This window comes from Pseudomonas sp. A-B-19 (assembly GCF_019947515.1).
Classification (GTDB): domain Bacteria; phylum Pseudomonadota; class Gammaproteobacteria; order Pseudomonadales; family Pseudomonadaceae; genus Aquipseudomonas.
Window position 1 is genome coordinate 92,636 of the sequence record NZ_JAGYGN010000019.1, and the last position, 14,466, is coordinate 107,101.

At 59.7% G+C, this 14,466-nt stretch carries 17 protein-coding genes; all 17 read right to left on the reverse strand.

The features are described from left to right. Nucleotides 1–81: 81 nt before the first annotated feature. Entirely contained in the window at nt 82–1,233 is a 1,152-nt protein-coding gene (gene bamB, locus KGA81_RS20410; RefSeq protein ID WP_223547895.1) for an outer membrane protein assembly factor BamB, read from the reverse strand. Next, the gene (locus KGA81_RS20415) at nt 1,226–1,867 is read right to left on the reverse strand and encodes a tetratricopeptide repeat protein (protein ID WP_223547896.1); all 642 of its coding nucleotides are present in this window, start codon (nt 1,865–1,867) and stop codon (nt 1,226–1,228) included. Before KGA81_RS20415 ends, bamB begins: the two co-directional genes overlap by 8 nt. A 41-nt stretch (nt 1,868–1,908) precedes the next feature. Continuing rightward, nucleotides 1,909–3,198 carry a histidine--tRNA ligase gene (gene hisS / locus KGA81_RS20420; RefSeq protein WP_223547897.1) on the reverse strand — a complete coding sequence of 430 codons (1,290 nt, stop codon included), beginning with the start codon at nt 3,196–3,198 and terminating at the stop codon, nt 1,909–1,911. Nucleotides 3,199–3,236: 38 nt separating this feature from the next. Then, nucleotides 3,237–4,346 (reverse strand): flavodoxin-dependent (E)-4-hydroxy-3-methylbut-2-enyl-diphosphate synthase, encoded by a 1,110-nt coding sequence (gene ispG / locus KGA81_RS20425; RefSeq protein ID WP_003185136.1) that lies wholly within the window; start codon nt 4,344–4,346, stop codon nt 3,237–3,239. Nucleotides 4,347–4,349: 3 nt separating this feature from the next. Next, a complete protein-coding gene (locus KGA81_RS20430; RefSeq protein ID WP_223547898.1) occupies nt 4,350–5,384 on the reverse strand; it encodes a helix-turn-helix domain-containing protein in 1,035 nt (344 codons plus the stop codon). Next, nucleotides 5,384–6,142 (reverse strand): type IV pilus biogenesis/stability protein PilW, encoded by a 759-nt coding sequence (pilW, locus tag KGA81_RS20435; protein WP_223547899.1) that lies wholly within the window; start codon nt 6,140–6,142, stop codon nt 5,384–5,386. Before pilW ends, KGA81_RS20430 begins: the two co-directional genes overlap by 1 nt. 12 nt (nt 6,143–6,154) lie before the next feature. After that, on the reverse strand, nt 6,155–7,303 hold the full coding sequence (rlmN, locus tag KGA81_RS20440; protein WP_223547900.1) for a 23S rRNA (adenine(2503)-C(2))-methyltransferase RlmN: 1,149 nt from the start codon (nt 7,301–7,303) through the stop codon (nt 6,155–6,157). Between the two features lie 28 nt (nt 7,304–7,331). After that, nucleotides 7,332–7,757, reverse strand: coding sequence for a nucleoside-diphosphate kinase (gene ndk / locus KGA81_RS20445; protein WP_223547901.1), 426 nt, complete (start codon nt 7,755–7,757; stop codon nt 7,332–7,334). Between the two features lie 88 nt (nt 7,758–7,845). After that, nucleotides 7,846–8,046 (reverse strand): Fe-S cluster assembly protein IscX, encoded by a 201-nt coding sequence (gene iscX, locus KGA81_RS20450; protein ID WP_223547902.1) that lies wholly within the window; start codon nt 8,044–8,046, stop codon nt 7,846–7,848. A 14-nt stretch (nt 8,047–8,060) separates the two neighbouring features. Continuing rightward, nucleotides 8,061–8,402, reverse strand: a complete 342-nt coding sequence (fdx, locus tag KGA81_RS20455) for an ISC system 2Fe-2S type ferredoxin (protein ID WP_223547903.1) — start codon at nt 8,400–8,402, stop codon at nt 8,061–8,063. Nucleotides 8,403–8,404: 2 nt separating this feature from the next. Then, on the reverse strand, nt 8,405–10,267 hold the full coding sequence (gene hscA / locus KGA81_RS20460) for a Fe-S protein assembly chaperone HscA (RefSeq protein ID WP_223547904.1): 1,863 nt from the start codon (nt 10,265–10,267) through the stop codon (nt 8,405–8,407). Nucleotides 10,268–10,318: 51 nt separating this feature from the next. After that, the gene (gene hscB / locus KGA81_RS20465; protein WP_223547905.1) at nt 10,319–10,840 is read right to left on the reverse strand and encodes a co-chaperone HscB; all 522 of its coding nucleotides are present in this window, start codon (nt 10,838–10,840) and stop codon (nt 10,319–10,321) included. 8 nt (nt 10,841–10,848) lie between these two features. After that, the gene (gene iscA, locus KGA81_RS20470) at nt 10,849–11,172 is read right to left on the reverse strand and encodes an iron-sulfur cluster assembly protein IscA (protein WP_223547906.1); all 324 of its coding nucleotides are present in this window, start codon (nt 11,170–11,172) and stop codon (nt 10,849–10,851) included. Nucleotides 11,173–11,206: 34 nt separating this feature from the next. Next, entirely contained in the window at nt 11,207–11,593 is a 387-nt protein-coding gene (gene iscU / locus KGA81_RS20475) for a Fe-S cluster assembly scaffold IscU (protein WP_056721266.1), read from the reverse strand. Nucleotides 11,594–11,676: 83 nt separating this feature from the next. Further along, nucleotides 11,677–12,891 carry an IscS subfamily cysteine desulfurase gene (locus tag KGA81_RS20480; RefSeq protein WP_223547907.1) on the reverse strand — a complete coding sequence of 405 codons (1,215 nt, stop codon included), beginning with the start codon at nt 12,889–12,891 and terminating at the stop codon, nt 11,677–11,679. 50 nt (nt 12,892–12,941) lie between these two features. After that, nucleotides 12,942–13,433 carry a Fe-S cluster assembly transcriptional regulator IscR gene (gene iscR / locus KGA81_RS20485; protein WP_007982741.1) on the reverse strand — a complete coding sequence of 164 codons (492 nt, stop codon included), beginning with the start codon at nt 13,431–13,433 and terminating at the stop codon, nt 12,942–12,944. Between the two features lie 255 nt (nt 13,434–13,688). Beyond that, the gene (cysE, locus tag KGA81_RS20490) at nt 13,689–14,465 is read right to left on the reverse strand and encodes a serine O-acetyltransferase (RefSeq protein WP_223547908.1); all 777 of its coding nucleotides are present in this window, start codon (nt 14,463–14,465) and stop codon (nt 13,689–13,691) included. Nucleotide 14,466: the final 1 nt, after the last annotated feature.

A 14,466-nucleotide genomic window follows, 5' to 3' on the forward strand; every position in this document is an offset into this window, starting at 1 on the left:
TGGTGCTCGGGGCAGCGCATGAAAGCGCTGCAAACCCCGGTAAACCGGGGCCGCCTGGGGGGTTAACCCCAAGCATAGTCGTTACTTGATGGTCAGGGCTTCCAGTTTGCCGCTGTTGCCATATACATAAATCGTGTCACCCACCACCAGCGGACGGGCACGCAGGCCGTCGCTGTCGATGCGCTCGCGGCCGACGAAACGACCGTCCACCTGACTCAGCAGGTGCAGGTAACCTTCCAGGTCACCGACTGCAACGTAGCTGGAGAACACTTCCGGGGCCGACAGTTGACGACGGGCCAGCGAATCGTTGCTCCACAAGGCAGAAGTGGAACGCTCGTCGATGCCTTCAACGGTGCCAGAAGACAGGCTCACATAAACGGAGCCCAAACCCTGGGCGACACCGGCGTAGCTGGAAGCATCACGCTGCCAGAGCTGACGGCCGCTTTGCAGGTCCAGAGCGGCAACGCGCCCCTGATAGCTGGCGACATACAGCGTCCCGCCCGACAGCAGCAAGCCACCGTCGATATCGACCACACGCTCCAGCTCCGAACGACCTTGCGGGATCGCTACGCGCTGCTCCCACACCGGTACGCCGTTGGAGATATCCACGGCAACCACTTTACCGGTCGACAGGCCAGCCACCGCGAGGCGGTTGGTCACGATCGGTGCACTGGTACCACGCAGGGTCAGTACTGCAGGCGTGCTGTCATAGATCCAGCGACGGTTACCGGTGGAGGCATCCAGGCCGATCAGGCGATCGTCCTGGGTCTGAACCACCACAACGTCACCGTTGTTGGCTGGCGGAGCCAGCACTTCGCTGGACACGCGAGCGCGCCACTTCTCTTCACCGTTGATAGCGTCCAGGGCAACGATTTCACCCTTGAGCGTACCGATGGTGACCAGACCGTAACCTACGCCAACAGCGCCGGAGACAGGCAGCTCGAGATCTTTCTTCCATTTGACGTCGCCGGTGTTGCGGTCCATCGCCATCAACACGCCGGTGACGTCGGCGGCATAGATGGTATCGCCATCGATGGCCGGAACCAGCATGTTGTAGGTTTCGCCCTGACCGTCACCGATCGAACGACTCCACTGCTTGTGCAGAACCACTTCTTCCTTGAAGTCGACCAGTTCGGCCGGAGGCAGTTCTTTTTTGCTGTTGCTGCTGCAACCCGCGGCCAACAAGGCCAGGGCCAGCAATGCTGCATGTTTCCAACGAATCACGTCACGCATCCCCTTTGGCCAGGTCGTCCAGCTTGATTTGCAGGCCACCGACCGCCGCTTCATCCGACAGAGCCGCCTTGGCTTTTTGATACGCCGCGCTCGCCTCATCGGTACGACCCAACTGCACCAGCAGGTCGCCCTTGAGCTCTTCGCGAGTGGCCAGGAATGCCTTGTCGGCATCGCCATCGAGCAGCTTCAGCGCTTCATCGGCCTTGTTCTGCGCGCCAAGTACCTGGGCCAGACGCTGACGGGCGATTTCGCCCAGCGCCGGGTTGGCCGGTTTGGCGACAATGGCTTTGAGCTCGCTGGCCGCGTCGTCCAGCTTGCCGCTGTCGACCGCCACCTTGGCCACGAACAGGCTGCCGTACTGCGCGTAGGCACTGCCGGCGAACTCGCTGTTGAGCTTGCCGGCCAGTTCCGAAACACGGGCCGCATCAGGCTTGCCATCAGGCGTCAGCGTGGTCTCGAGCAATTGCTGATAGAGCATCGAGGCGCCTTGCGACTGATTGCTCTGATACTTGTGGAACGCCTGCCAGCCGAACACGATGACCAGCGCCAACAAGCCGCCAGTGACCAGGGGCTTACCGTTGCGTGACCACCATTCCTTCAATTCCGCCACATGTTCGTCTTCGGTACTCGACACCCCAATACTCCTTAATCGCTAATTCGGCTGTTTAGACAGCTTCAACCCTGCACGACGCAGGTGGCCAGGTGTGCTGCAAGCGCATCCCAGTCAATGCTTTGTTGTTCGCCCTGGCCACGCAGGGGTTTGAAACCTACCACTTGCCGGGCCATTTCGTCGTCACCAAGGATCAGCGCATACAGCGCGCCGCTCTTGTCGGCCTTCTTGAACTGGCTTTTGAAACTGCCGGCGCCGGCATTCACTTGCAGGCGCAGGTTGGGCAACTGATCACGAACGCGCTCTGCCAGCGTCAGGCCGGCGAGCTCGGCGGCTTCACCGAAGGCGCAGAGGTAGACGTCGACCTGACGGGAGATCTCTTGCGGGATCTGCTCCAGGGTTTCCAGCAACAACACCAGGCGTTCGATGCCCATGGCAAAACCAACGCCGGCGGTCGGCTTGCCGCCCATCTGCTCCACCAGACCGTCGTAACGGCCACCGGCACAGACGGTGCCCTGGGCGCCGAGCTTGTCGGTGACCCATTCGAAAACGGTCTTGCTGTAGTAATCGAGCCCGCGAACCAGCTTCGGGTTGATCACGTAAGGAATGCCGGCGGCGTCCAGGCGAGCCTTGAGGCCCTCGAAATGCACGCGGGACTCTTCGTCGAGGTAGTCGGCCATTTTCGGCGCATCGGCCAGAATCGCCTGTGTCTCGGAGTTCTTGGTGTCCAGGACCCGCAACGGGTTGGTCTTCAGGCGGCGCTGGCTGTCTTCGTCCAGCTTGTCCAGATGCCGGGACAGGAACTCGACCAGTGCTTCGCGATAACGACCACGGGATTCGCTGGTACCCAGGCTGTTGAGCTCGAGTTTTACCGCATCGCGAATACCCAGTTCGCCCCACAGGCGCCAGGTCAGCACGATCAGTTCGGCGTCGATGTCCGGACCGTCGAGATTGAACACCTCCACGCCGATCTGGTGGAACTGGCGATAACGGCCTTTCTGCGGACGTTCGTGGCGGAACATCGGGCCGATGTACCAGAGTTTCTGAACCTGGCCACCGCCGGTGATGCCGTGTTCCAGCACTGCGCGCACGCAGGCCGCCGTGCCTTCAGGGCGTAGCGTCAGGGAGTCGCCGTTGCGGTCCTCGAAGGTGTACATCTCTTTTTCGACGATGTCGGTCACTTCACCGATCGAACGCTTGAACAGTTCGGTGAACTCGACGATCGGCATGCGGATCTGCTTGTAACCGTAGTTATCCAGCAGACGCGAAACGGTGCCTTCGAAATGACGCCACAGCGGAGTCTGTTCGGGCAGGATGTCGTTCATGCCACGAATGGCTTGCAAAGACTTGCTCACAAAAATTCCTTAATTCGTTCGGCTCTTTTTAGCCAGGCTCAGCCGCGCGCAATAACGGCAGCGTCAGCTTCGACCTTTTCGGCCGCTTTCTGGCGGATCAAGCGTTCGAGCTCATCCACCAGATTGTCATTCGTCAGTTTCTGCGACGGCTTGCCATCGATGTAAATCAGGTTCGGCGTACCGCCGGTCAAGCCGATATGAGCTTCCTTGGCTTCGCCCGGGCCGTTGACCACGCAACCGATCACCGCGACATCCAGCGGCACCAGCAGATCTTCGAGGCGCCCTTCCAGCTCGTTCATGGTCTTGACCACATCGAAATTCTGCCGCGAACAGCTCGGGCAAGCGATGAAGTTGATGCCACGGGAACGCAGGTGCAGGGATTTGAGAATGTCGTAGCCGACTTTCACTTCCTCGACCGGGTCGGCCGCCAGCGAGATGCGGATAGTATCGCCAATCCCTTCGGCGAGCAGCATACCGAGGCCCACGGCGGATTTCACCGTGCCGGAACGCAAACCACCGGCTTCAGTGATGCCCAGGTGCAGCGGCTGGACGATTTCCTTGGCCAGCAGGCGGTACGCTTCGACGGCCATGAACACATCGGACGCTTTCACACTGACCTTGAAGTCCTGGAAGTTCAGGCGTTCAAGGTGCTCGACGTGACGCAAGGCAGACTCGACCAGTGCCGCCGGGGTCGGCTCGCCGTATTTCTTTTGCAGGTCTTTTTCCAGGGAACCGGCGTTCACGCCGATACGGATCGGGATCCCGCGGTCACGGGCGGCATCGACCACGGCGCGCACACGGTCTTCGCGGCCGATGTTGCCCGGGTTGATCCGCAGACAATCGACACCCAGCTCGGCTACGCGCAAAGCGATGCGGTAGTCGAAGTGAATGTCGGCAACCAAGGGCACCTTGACCAGTTGCTTGATCTTGCCGAAGGCTTCGGCGGCGTCCATGTCCGGTACGGAGACCCGCACGATATCGACGCCAGCCGCTTCCAGACGATTGATTTGCGCGACCGTGGCCGCGACATCGTTGGTGTCGCTGTTGGTCATGCTCTGCACAGCGATAGGTGCATCGCCGCCAACAGGCACGTTACCGACCCAGATCTTGCGGGATTCGCGACGTTTGATTGGAGATTCGCCGTGCATGACTTATTGACCCAACTTCAGGCGAGCAGTCTCGCCACTGGTGAACGGAGCGACATCAACCGGCTGGCCGTTGTAGCTGACCTGAGCGCCGCGGGCAAAGCCCAGACGCACGGTAAACGGTGGTTTGCCATTGGCTGCCAGGCTGTCGCCTTTGCGTTTGAGACCGCTGAACAGCACCTTGCCGCTACCGTCGGTCACTTGTGTCCAGCAATCGGCGGTGAACCGCACCTGAACCTGGCCTTGGCCGGCCACCGGCGCGGTTACCGCAGGAGCAGGCGCGCTCGGTGCTACCGGAGCCGTCACGACCGCGACCGGGGCAGCAGGTACCGCCGACGCTGGCGTTGCCGGCGTCACTGGCGCCGCGACAACTGGCGCCGGATTGCGAGCGGGTGCGGCTGGTGTTGCCGGCGCTGCAGGGACGGCCGGCGCAGTCGCCTGAGCATCCGTCGGCACTTCAGCCGGAGTGTCGGCCTGTGGCAGCACGAGGACGGTTCCGCCTTCGGTCTGACCTTCCACGACGGCCTGGTCTTCCGGCTCGTCCAGCGGATGAATCTGTGTCGTACCGTCGGCGCCTTCGACTACAACGTGTTCCGGAGCCAGGCCGATCAGGTCCTTGGCACGCATCGAGGTCTGATCCTGCCACCAGACGAAACCGCCGCCGATCACCGCGATCAGCAACAGCAGGCTGACGATTCGCAGGATGGTGTGGGAGACCCGGACCGGTTCTTCGATACGACCCAGGCTGTGAACGCTGCTGCCCTGGGAATCGGTGCCGGTGGACTGATCGAATTGCTGGACCAGTACGGCCTGGTCCATGCCGAGCAATTTGGCATAGGTACGAATATAACCACGGGCAAAAGTATGCCCGGGCAGCTTGTCGAAAGCGCCGGCTTCCAGATTGCTCAGGGAAGTGGTGGTGAGGTTGAGCTTGAGAGCCACTTCGGCCAGCGACCAGCCATTGCTTTCGCGGGCCTGGCGCAAAATCTCACCGGGGTTAACGCGATTCGCTGCTACAACTTCAGGATGCGCCGCTTTCATCATTGCTCCGACAGGTATTGCTGATATTCCGGCGTACCGGGATAGAGTCTTTTCAGTTTCAGGCCTGCACTTGCGGCCTTGTCGCGGTCTTCAAACACTTTTGCCAGCCGAACGCCGAGCAATAGACTACGTGCATTTTGTTCGGTGAGCTGGCTAAAACGGTCGTAATAGTCACGCGCGGGCACATAATGCCTGTCTTCGTAAGACAACTCAGCCATTTCCAGCAATGCACGAGGTTGTTGGCGATTCAGGCGCAAGGCTTTTTCCAGTTGCTGCCGGGCCAGATCGCGCTCACCAAGCATCGCAGCGGTCATGCCCAGGTTCTCGAACACCCGCGAACGCTCAGGATACAGGGTATCGGCGGCGGCTTGTTCAAAGCGCTCGTAGGCCTCCTTGTAACGTTTCTGCTCGAACAAAAAACTGCCGTAGTTATTGAGGATTCGCGCATCGGAGGGGCGGGAAGACAGCGCCTTGCGAAAATGCTCGTCGGCAAGCTCCGGTTCCATCTCGGCCTGGAAGACCAGCCCCAGCGCCGCATTGGCATCCGGGTCGGAGCCATCCAGCTCCAACGCCTTTTTCAGCGGAACCTTGGCACGCTCGGTCATACCTTGTTGCAAATACCCGATACCGAGTTGCACATATGCCTCACGCGCTTCATCACGGCCCTTGCTGGTCTTCATCGGGCTGTAGTCACCCGAAAGCACACAGCCAGCACACAGGCTGGCCAACAGCAAAAGCAGCGCAAAGCGCAGGGACATAGAGATCCTCTCTTAGTTGTCGTTCGTAGCGTTCGTCGCCAGATCGCTGTCGGCGTTCAACTCACGCACGGCGATATAACGTTCGCTGCGACGGGTGCGATCCAGCACCTGCCCTACCAATTGACCACAGGCAGCGTCGATGTCTTCACCACGGGTGGTGCGGACGGTGACGTTGAAACCGGCATGATGAAGCTGATCCTGGAAACGACGAATCGCGTTGTTGCTCGGACGCTCGTACCCGGAATGCGGGAACGGGTTGAACGGGATCAGGTTGATCTTGCACGGGATGTTCTTGAGCAGCTCGATCATTTCCACGGCGTGCTCAACCTTGTCGTTGATGTCCTTGAGCAAGGTGTACTCGATGGTCAGTACGCGCTTTTCGCCGAGGTTCGACATGTAGCGCTGGCACGACTCGAGCAGCATCTTAAGCGGATACTTCTTGTTGATCGGCACCAATTGGTTACGCAATGCGTCATTCGGTGCGTGCAGGGACAACGCCAGGGAGACGTCGATGTGCTTGGAGAGCTCATCGATCATCGGTACCACGCCGGAGGTCGACAGGGTCACACGGCGCTTGGAAATGCCGTAACCCAGGTCGTCCATCATCAGATGCATGGCCGCGACGACGTTGTCGAAGTTCAGCAGCGGCTCACCCATGCCCATCATCACCACGTTGGTGATGGCACGGTCGACGGTTGCCGGGACACTGCCAAAGGATTTGTTGGCAATCCACACCTGGCCGATGACTTCGGCGGCGGTGAGGTTGCTATTGAAGCCTTGCTTGCCGGTGGAGCAGAAACTGCAATCCAGGGCACAGCCTGCCTGGGACGAAACGCACAAGGTGCCGCGTTTGCCCTGGGGAATGTAGACGGTCTCGACGCAGCTGCCGGACGCCACGCGCACCACCCATTTGCGGGTGCCGTCGCTGGAGATGTCCTCGCTGACCACTTCCGGACCACGGACCTCGGCAACAGTCTTGAGCTTTTCGCGCAAGGCCTTGCTGACGTTCGTCATGGCATCGAAATCATCGACACCAAAGTGGTGAATCCATTTCATTACCTGACCGGCACGGAAACGCTTCTCCCCGATTGAGTCGAAGAATTTTTCCATTTCCAGCTGAGTCAGACCCAGCAGGTTGGTTTTTACAGTCGATGTAGTCATGGATTCACCTTCACTCTTAAGCCAATGCTTAGCGAGTGGTTACTTCAGTAGCTGCGAAGAAGTATGCGATTTCGCGAGCGGCAGCGGCTTCGGAGTCCGAACCGTGAACAGCGTTGGCGTCGATGGAGTCAGCGAAGTCAGCGCGGATGGTGCCGGCTGCAGCTTCTTTAGGGTTGGTAGCGCCCATCAGCTCACGGTTCAGAGCGATAGCGTTTTCGCCTTCCAGAACCTGAACGACAACCGGACCGGAGATCATGAAAGCAACCAGGTCGTTGAAGAAACCACGAGCGCTGTGCTCAGCGTAGAAGCCTTCAGCTTCAGCTTTGGACAGTTGCTTCATTTTCGAAGCGACAACTTTCAGACCAGCTTCTTCGAAACGCGAAACGATCTTGCCGATCACGTTTTTAGCAACGGCGTCAGGCTTGATGATGGAGAAAGTACGTTGAACAGCCATGGTGTAACTCCAGAAACGGTAATTTACGAAAAATTAAACCCGCGAATTATACGCGGGTTCTCGGGTATTGCCTAACCTGCGGCGTGGCTCAGTTGCGTTCTTCGATCCAGTGGGCCTGAATGGCCTCCAGGATCTTCTCGCCACAATGCTCAGGCATATCGTCGAAATCGGGCAATTCCATCACCCATTTACGCAGATCGACGAAGTTGACCGACATAGGGTCCACGTCGGGCTTGCTTTCAGCCAGCTGGATCGCGATCTCCAGCACATCAGTCCACTTGAGTTTCATGACAATTCCTTGAATCAGTGCGGTGCTTCGGCTGCGTGATTGAGCGAGTACTTCGGAATCTCGACGGTCAGGTCTTCGGTGCCGACCTTGGCCTGACATCCCAGGCGGGACTCGCGCTCAAGACCCCAAGCCTTGTCAAGGTAGTCCTCTTCCAGCTCGTCAGCCTCTTCCAGCGAGTCGAAACCCTCGCGAATGATGCAGTGGCAGGTGGTGCAGGCGCAGACGCCACCACAGGCACTTTCCATCTCGATATGGTTCGCGTGGGCCAGCTCGAGGATGGAAACACCCGTCTCAGCCTCCACGACCATGCCTTCCGGGCAAAACTTTTCGTGTGGCAGAAAAATGACCTGCGGCATCGTTATTCCTCAATCTCATTCAGGTTGCGCCCCGCCAGTGCGGCTTTCACCGTCGAATCCAGGCGGCGGGCGGCAAAGGCATCGGTCACTTGCGACAGACGCTTGGTCTGCTGCTCGATGGCGTAACCATCGGTACCCTTGATCAGTTCGCTCAGTTCCTGCATCTGCAGCTCGATGACCATGCGCTCGTCGGCGTCGAGCAAACGCTCGCCATCCGCCTCCAGAGCCGCCTGTACCGCTTCGATCAGGCGCTGGGCGTCGACCTGCTGCTCGCGCAATACACGGGCAACCTTGTCGTCATTGGCGTGCTGGAACGAATCCTTGAGCATCTTGGCGATTTCGCCGTCGGTCAGGCCGTAGGACGGCTTGACCTGAATGCTGGCCTCGACGCCCGACCCCAGTTCCCGGGCGGAAACGCTGAGCAGACCATCGGCATCGACCTGGAAGGTCACGCGAATCTTCGCAGCACCTGCCACCATCGCCGGAATGCCGCGCAACTCGAAGCGCGCCAGGGAGCGGCAGTCGCTGATCAGCTCGCGCTCGCCCTGCAATACGTGGATGGCCATGGCCGACTGGCCGTCTTTGTAAGTGGTGAAGTCCTGGGCGCGAGCGACAGGGATGGTGGTGTTGCGCGGAATCACCTTCTCCATCAGGCCGCCCATGGTTTCCAGCCCCAGGGACAACGGAATCACATCCAGTAGCAGCAATTCGCTGCCATCGCGCTTGTTACCAGCCAGGGTATCGGCCTGGATCGCAGCACCGATGGCAACCACTTGATCCGGGTCGATTTCAGTCAGCGGCTGGCGACCGAAAGCTTCGGCGACGGCGTCGCGAACGCGAGGAACGCGAGTCGAACCACCCACCATGACCACGGCATGCACGTCTTCCAGCTCGATACCGGAATCACGCACCGCACGGCGGCAGGCTTTCAGGCTGCGAGCGACCATCGGCTCGATCAGCGCATTGAAGGCTTCGCGGGTCAGCTCGGCCTTCCAGTTGCCATGGGCCACCTCGACGGTCACGGCATTGGTCAGGGCTTCCTTGGCCGCGCAGGCGGTTTGCAGCAAGTTGCGTTGCGTACCCGGATCGAGGTCTGCGGAGAGACCAGCGCTTTCGATGATCCAGCCAGCGATCGCGTGGTCGAAGTCATCGCCACCCAGGGCGCTGTCGCCGCCGGTAGCCAGGACTTCGAACACTCCGCCAGTCAGGCGCAGAATCGAAATATCGAAGGTGCCGCCGCCCAGGTCGTAGATCGCGACCAGGCCTTCGGCGTGCTGGTCCAGACCGTAGGCCACTGCCGCGGCGGTCGGCTCATTGAGCAAACGCAGCACGTTCAGACCGGCCAGTTTGGCCGCATCCTTGGTGGCTTGACGTTGAGCGTCATCGAAATAGGCCGGAACGGTGATCACCGCGCCCACCAGTTCGCCACCCAGGGTCGCTTCAGCGCGCTGACGCAGGACCTTGAGGATATCGGCGGAGACTTCGACCGGGCTTTTCGGGCCCTGGACCGTCTCGATGAACGGCATGTGCGACTCGCCGTCGACAAAACGGTACGGCAGCTGGTCGCCCAATTGCTTGACGTCGGACAGACCACGCCCCATCAAGCGCTTGACCGACAGCACAGTATTCAGGGGGTCGGTAGCGGCGGCCAGCTTGGCGGATTCGCCAACCTCGACGCGATCAGCGTGGTAGCGCACGGCAGACGGCAGGATAACCCGCCCTTCTGCGTCGGCAAGTGGCTCGGAAAGACCACTGCGCAATGCAGCGACCAGCGAATTGGTAGTGCCCAAGTCGATCCCCACAGCCAGGCGACGCTGGTGCGGTTGAGGACTTTGGCCGGGTTCGGCGATCTGCAGTAGGGCCATCGTTATCAGGACTTATCTGTATATCAGGCGTGCGACCGGAGCGGCACTGGGTTAATCGTCGAGGCGCTCTTCTAACTGGCGCACTTCGTAGGTGAGCTTGTCGAGAAACTGCATGCGCCGCATCAGGCGTTCAGCCCGTTCACGTTGCGCGGCATCGTTCCAGCAAGCTGCGAAGCTTTGGTTCAGTTCATCCTGGGCAGCCTTCAGGCGACGCTTGAAGACGGCAACACCATCGAGGTCGGCGCTGTCCTGCAAATCCTCGAGCTCTTCACGCAGCTCCATCTGCTGCAGCAGGAACTCCGGATCATGCACCGTGACCTCCAGCGGCAGCTCACCACCATTCAAGGCAAGCAGGTAACGCGCGCGCTTGGGTGGACTCTTGAGCGTCTGGTAGGCCTCGTTGAGGCTCGCGGATTTCTCCAGCGCCAACCGCTGCTCTCGCTCGGAAGCGTCGGCAAAGCGGTCCGGATGAACACTGCGCGCCAACTCACGGTAGCGCGTAGCCAGCTGATCGAGGTCCAGATCGAAACTCGGTTGCAGCTCGAATAAAGCGAAATGACAAGGAGTACCCACGACAAGCCTCAGATGTTGAAGCTCTCGCCGCAGCCACATTCACCGCGTACGTTGGGGTTGTTGAACTTGAAGCCTTCGTTCAACCCTTCCTTGACGAAATCGAGCTCGGTGCCGTCCAGGTAGGCCAGGCTTTTCGGGTCGATAATCACTTTTTCGCCGTGACTTTCGAACACCTGATCCTCTGCAACCACCTCGTCGACAAACTCCAGCACGTAGGCAAGACCGGAACAGCCTGTGGTGCGAACACCCAGACGAATCCCTTCACCTTTGCCGCGCCCTTCGAGGGAGCGCCGCACGTGTCGAGCAGCCGCTTCTGTCATGCTGATAGCCATCGGTGACTCCTTACTCGTCGCCAAAACTCGAAAATCAGATCAAGCCTTTCTTCTGCTTGTAATCGCGAACAGCCGCCTTGATGGCGTCTTCAGCGAGTACCGAGCAGTGGATTTTCACTGGCGGCAGGGCCAGTTCTTCAGCCAGCTGAGTGTTCTTGATGGTTTCTGCTTCGTCCAGGGTCTTGCCCTTCATCCACTCGGTGGCGAGGGAGCTGGAAGCGATAGCCGAACCGCAGCCATAAGTCTTGAACTTGGCATCTTCGATGATGCCGGCGTCGTTGACCTTGATCTGCAGGCGCATCACGTCGCCGCACGCCGGAGCGCCGACCATGCCGGTGCCGACATCAGGATCCTGCGCGTCCATCTTGCCGACGTTGCGCGGGTTTTCGTAGTGGTCGATGACCTTTTCGCTGTAAGCCATGATTCTCAATCCTCACTCATCAGAGAGTCGCTCTTTGAGCCCTGTCACCATCGTGCGCAGGGCCGGTTCGCGGCGACTTGAAATCAGTGTGCCGCCCACTCGATTTTCGAAATGTCGACACCGTCTTTGTACATATCCCACAGCGGCGACAAAGCGCGCAGCTTGGTAACGGCCTCGCAGACTTTCTGCGCGGCGTAGTCGATTTCTTCTTCGGTGGTGAAACGACCGAAGGTGAAACGGATCGAGCTGTGTGCCAGTTCGTCGTTGCGGCCCAGGGCGCGCAGTACGTACGAAGGCTCGAGCGACGCCGAGGTGCAGGCCGAACCGGACGATACCGCCAGATCCTTGAGCGCCATGATCAGCGACTCGCCTTCAACGTAGTTGAAGCTCAGGTTCAGGTTGTGCGGAACGCGGGCGGTCATGCTGCCGTTGACGTACAGCTCTTCCAGGTGCTCGACCTGTTTGTAGAAACGGTCACTCAACGCCTTGATGCGCGCGTTCTCGGCAGCCATGTCTTCCTTGGCTACACGGAAAGCCTCGCCCATGCCGACGATCTGGTGGGTCGCCAGGGTGCCGGAACGCATGCCGCGCTCGTGGCCGCCACCGTGCATGGTCGCCTCGATACGTACGCGCGGCTTGCGGCTTACGTACAGGGCGCCAATGCCTTTAGGACCGTAGGTCTTGTGGGCGGAGAAGGACATCAGGTCGACTTTCAGCTTCGAAAGGTCGATCTCGACCTTGCCGGTGGACTGAGCGGCGTCGACGTGGAACAGGATGCCCCTGGAACGGGTCAGTTCGCCGATCGCTGCGATGTCGTTGATGGTGCCGATTTCGTTGTTCACGTGCATGACCGACACCAGGATCGTGTCATCGCGCAGTTCGGCTTCGACCATCTCCGGGGTCACCAGGCCATCGGTACGAGGCTCGATGTAGGTCACTTCAAAACCTTCACGCTCCAGCTGGCGCATGGTGTCGAGGACAGCCTTGTGCTCGATCTTGGTAGTGATCAGGTGCTTGCCTTTGGTGGCATAGAAATGCGCCGCACCCTTGATTGCCAGGTTGTCGGACTCGGTGGCACCGGAGGTCCAGACGATTTCACGCGGGTCGGCATTGACCAGGTCAGCGACCTGACGACGGGCGTTTTCAACGGACTCTTCGGCTTTCCAGCCGAACACGTGGGAACGGGACGCCGGGTTACCGAAGTTTCCGTCGACCAGCAGGCATTCACTCATTTTTTGCGCGACACGCGGATCAACCGGGGTGGTCGCAGAGTAATCAAGGTAAATCGGCAATTTCATGGACTATCTCCTAAATCAGGCTGGCTGGCGTGCCGCTGGCTCTTCGGCTGTCATTCGACGGCGGACGCTTCAATCTTGTCCAGGCGTGGCACCTTGCTGTTGCAACGGCGTTGGTCCTGACGCTGGGCTACTTCTTGCACCTCACGGCGAGTCACAAGGTCAGCCAAGCTGATACCGCTCAGAAATTCGTGAATCTGCAGGCTCAGATCGCACCACAAGTGGTGAGTCAGGCAAGTGTCGCCGGAATGGCAATCACCCTGCCCCTGGCATTTTGTTGCATCGACCGATTCGTTCACTGCATCGATCACCTGGGCGACCTGGATGCCCTGCATGTCGCGGGACAATTGGTAACCACCGCCCGGACCACGCACGCTGGACACCAGATTGCTGCGGCGCAGCTTGGCGAAAAGCTGTTCGAGGTAGGACAGGGAGATGCCTTGGCGCTCGGAGATATCGGCCAGGGACACGGGCCCGTGCTGCGCGTGCAACGCCAGGTCAAGCATGGCGGTCACGGCGTATCGGCCTTTTGTAGTCAGTCGCATGGACAATTACCACGGAGTTCGGAATGAGGCGAGTATGCAATTCCCGAGTATTTAAGTCAACTATAAGACCTAGTGCTTTAGTCGGGTTTAGTGGCAAAAGAGCGGCGGAATCATAGCAGGGTCTGCGGTTTAATGGCACACCGGTCAGCGCTCTGCCATTACCTGATTGCGACCCGCAGGCTGCGATCTTTTGATCTTCGCTCCTGAAAGAGCCAAATCAAAAGATCGCAGCCTGCGGCAGCTCCTACACAGGCATCAGCTGGCCTGGCTCTGATCCTTGTCCTTCACACAGGCGAAATCCTCTTCGCGCAGCTCAGGCAGATCTTTCGCACAGTAATTGCTGCCCAGATCCTTCAACGCCCCGCACATACCCTCCAGGCGCCCATCGACCGCCTGCAGGTGATCGAGCAACTGGTTAATGGCGCGAGCCACCGGGTCAGGCATATCTTCAGTCACGCCGTAGGCGTCGAAACCGATCTTCTCGGCCATGGCCTTGCGCTTGGCGTCCTGTTCTTCGTCGGGTTTGACGATGATCCGCCCCGGAATCCCCACCACAGTGGCGCCCGGCGGCACCTCCTTGGTCACCACGGCGTTGGAACCGACCTTGGCACCAGCACCGACAGTGAACGGGCCAAGCACCTTGGCGCCGGCACCGACAACGACACCATCACCCAGCGTCGGGTGACGCTTGCCCTTGTTCCAGCTGGTACCGCCCAGGGTCACGCCCTGATAAATGGTCACGTCATCGCCAATTTCAGCGGTTTCACCGATGACGATGCCCATGCCATGGTCAATGAAGAAACGACGACCGACCCTGGCGCCCGGATGAATCTCGATCCCGGTCAACCAGCGCCCGAAGTTCGACACCAGGCGCGCCAGCCATTTCAGGTCCGCGCGCCACAGCATCGCCGACAAACGGTGAATCCAGATGGCATGCATGCCCGGGTAGCAAGTCAGGACTTCAAAAGCGTTACGCGCCGCCGGGTCTCGGTGGAATACGCTCTGGATATCTTCACGCAAACGCTCGAACATC

Coding starts and splice junctions, on each gene's coding strand:
- bamB (WP_223547895.1), bottom strand. CDS start 1,233: ATGCGTGACGTGATTCGTTGGAAACATGCAGCATTGCTGGCCCTGGCC.
- ispG (WP_003185136.1), bottom strand. CDS start 4,346: ATGCACGGCGAATCTCCAATCAAACGTCGCGAATCCCGCAAGATCTGG.
- KGA81_RS20430 (WP_223547898.1), bottom strand. CDS start 5,384: ATGAAAGCGGCGCATCCTGAAGTTGTAGCAGCGAATCGCGTTAACCCC.
- pilW (WP_223547899.1), bottom strand. CDS start 6,142: ATGTCCCTGCGCTTTGCGCTGCTTTTGCTGTTGGCCAGCCTGTGTGCT.
- rlmN (WP_223547900.1), bottom strand. CDS start 7,303: ATGACTACATCGACTGTAAAAACCAACCTGCTGGGTCTGACTCAGCTG.
- ndk (WP_223547901.1), bottom strand. CDS start 7,757: ATGGCTGTTCAACGTACTTTCTCCATCATCAAGCCTGACGCCGTTGCT.
- iscX (WP_223547902.1), bottom strand. CDS start 8,046: ATGAAACTCAAGTGGACTGATGTGCTGGAGATCGCGATCCAGCTGGCT.
- fdx (WP_223547903.1), bottom strand. CDS start 8,402: ATGCCGCAGGTCATTTTTCTGCCACACGAAAAGTTTTGCCCGGAAGGC.
- hscA (WP_223547904.1), bottom strand. CDS start 10,267: ATGGCCCTACTGCAGATCGCCGAACCCGGCCAAAGTCCTCAACCGCAC.
- iscA (WP_223547906.1), bottom strand. CDS start 11,172: ATGGCTATCAGCATGACAGAAGCGGCTGCTCGACACGTGCGGCGCTCC.
- iscU (WP_056721266.1), bottom strand. CDS start 11,593: ATGGCTTACAGCGAAAAGGTCATCGACCACTACGAAAACCCGCGCAAC.
- KGA81_RS20480 (WP_223547907.1), bottom strand. CDS start 12,891: ATGAAATTGCCGATTTACCTTGATTACTCTGCGACCACCCCGGTTGAT.
- iscR (WP_007982741.1), bottom strand. CDS start 13,433: ATGCGACTGACTACAAAAGGCCGATACGCCGTGACCGCCATGCTTGAC.
- cysE (WP_223547908.1), bottom strand. CDS start 14,465: ATGTTCGAGCGTTTGCGTGAAGATATCCAGAGCGTATTCCACCGAGAC.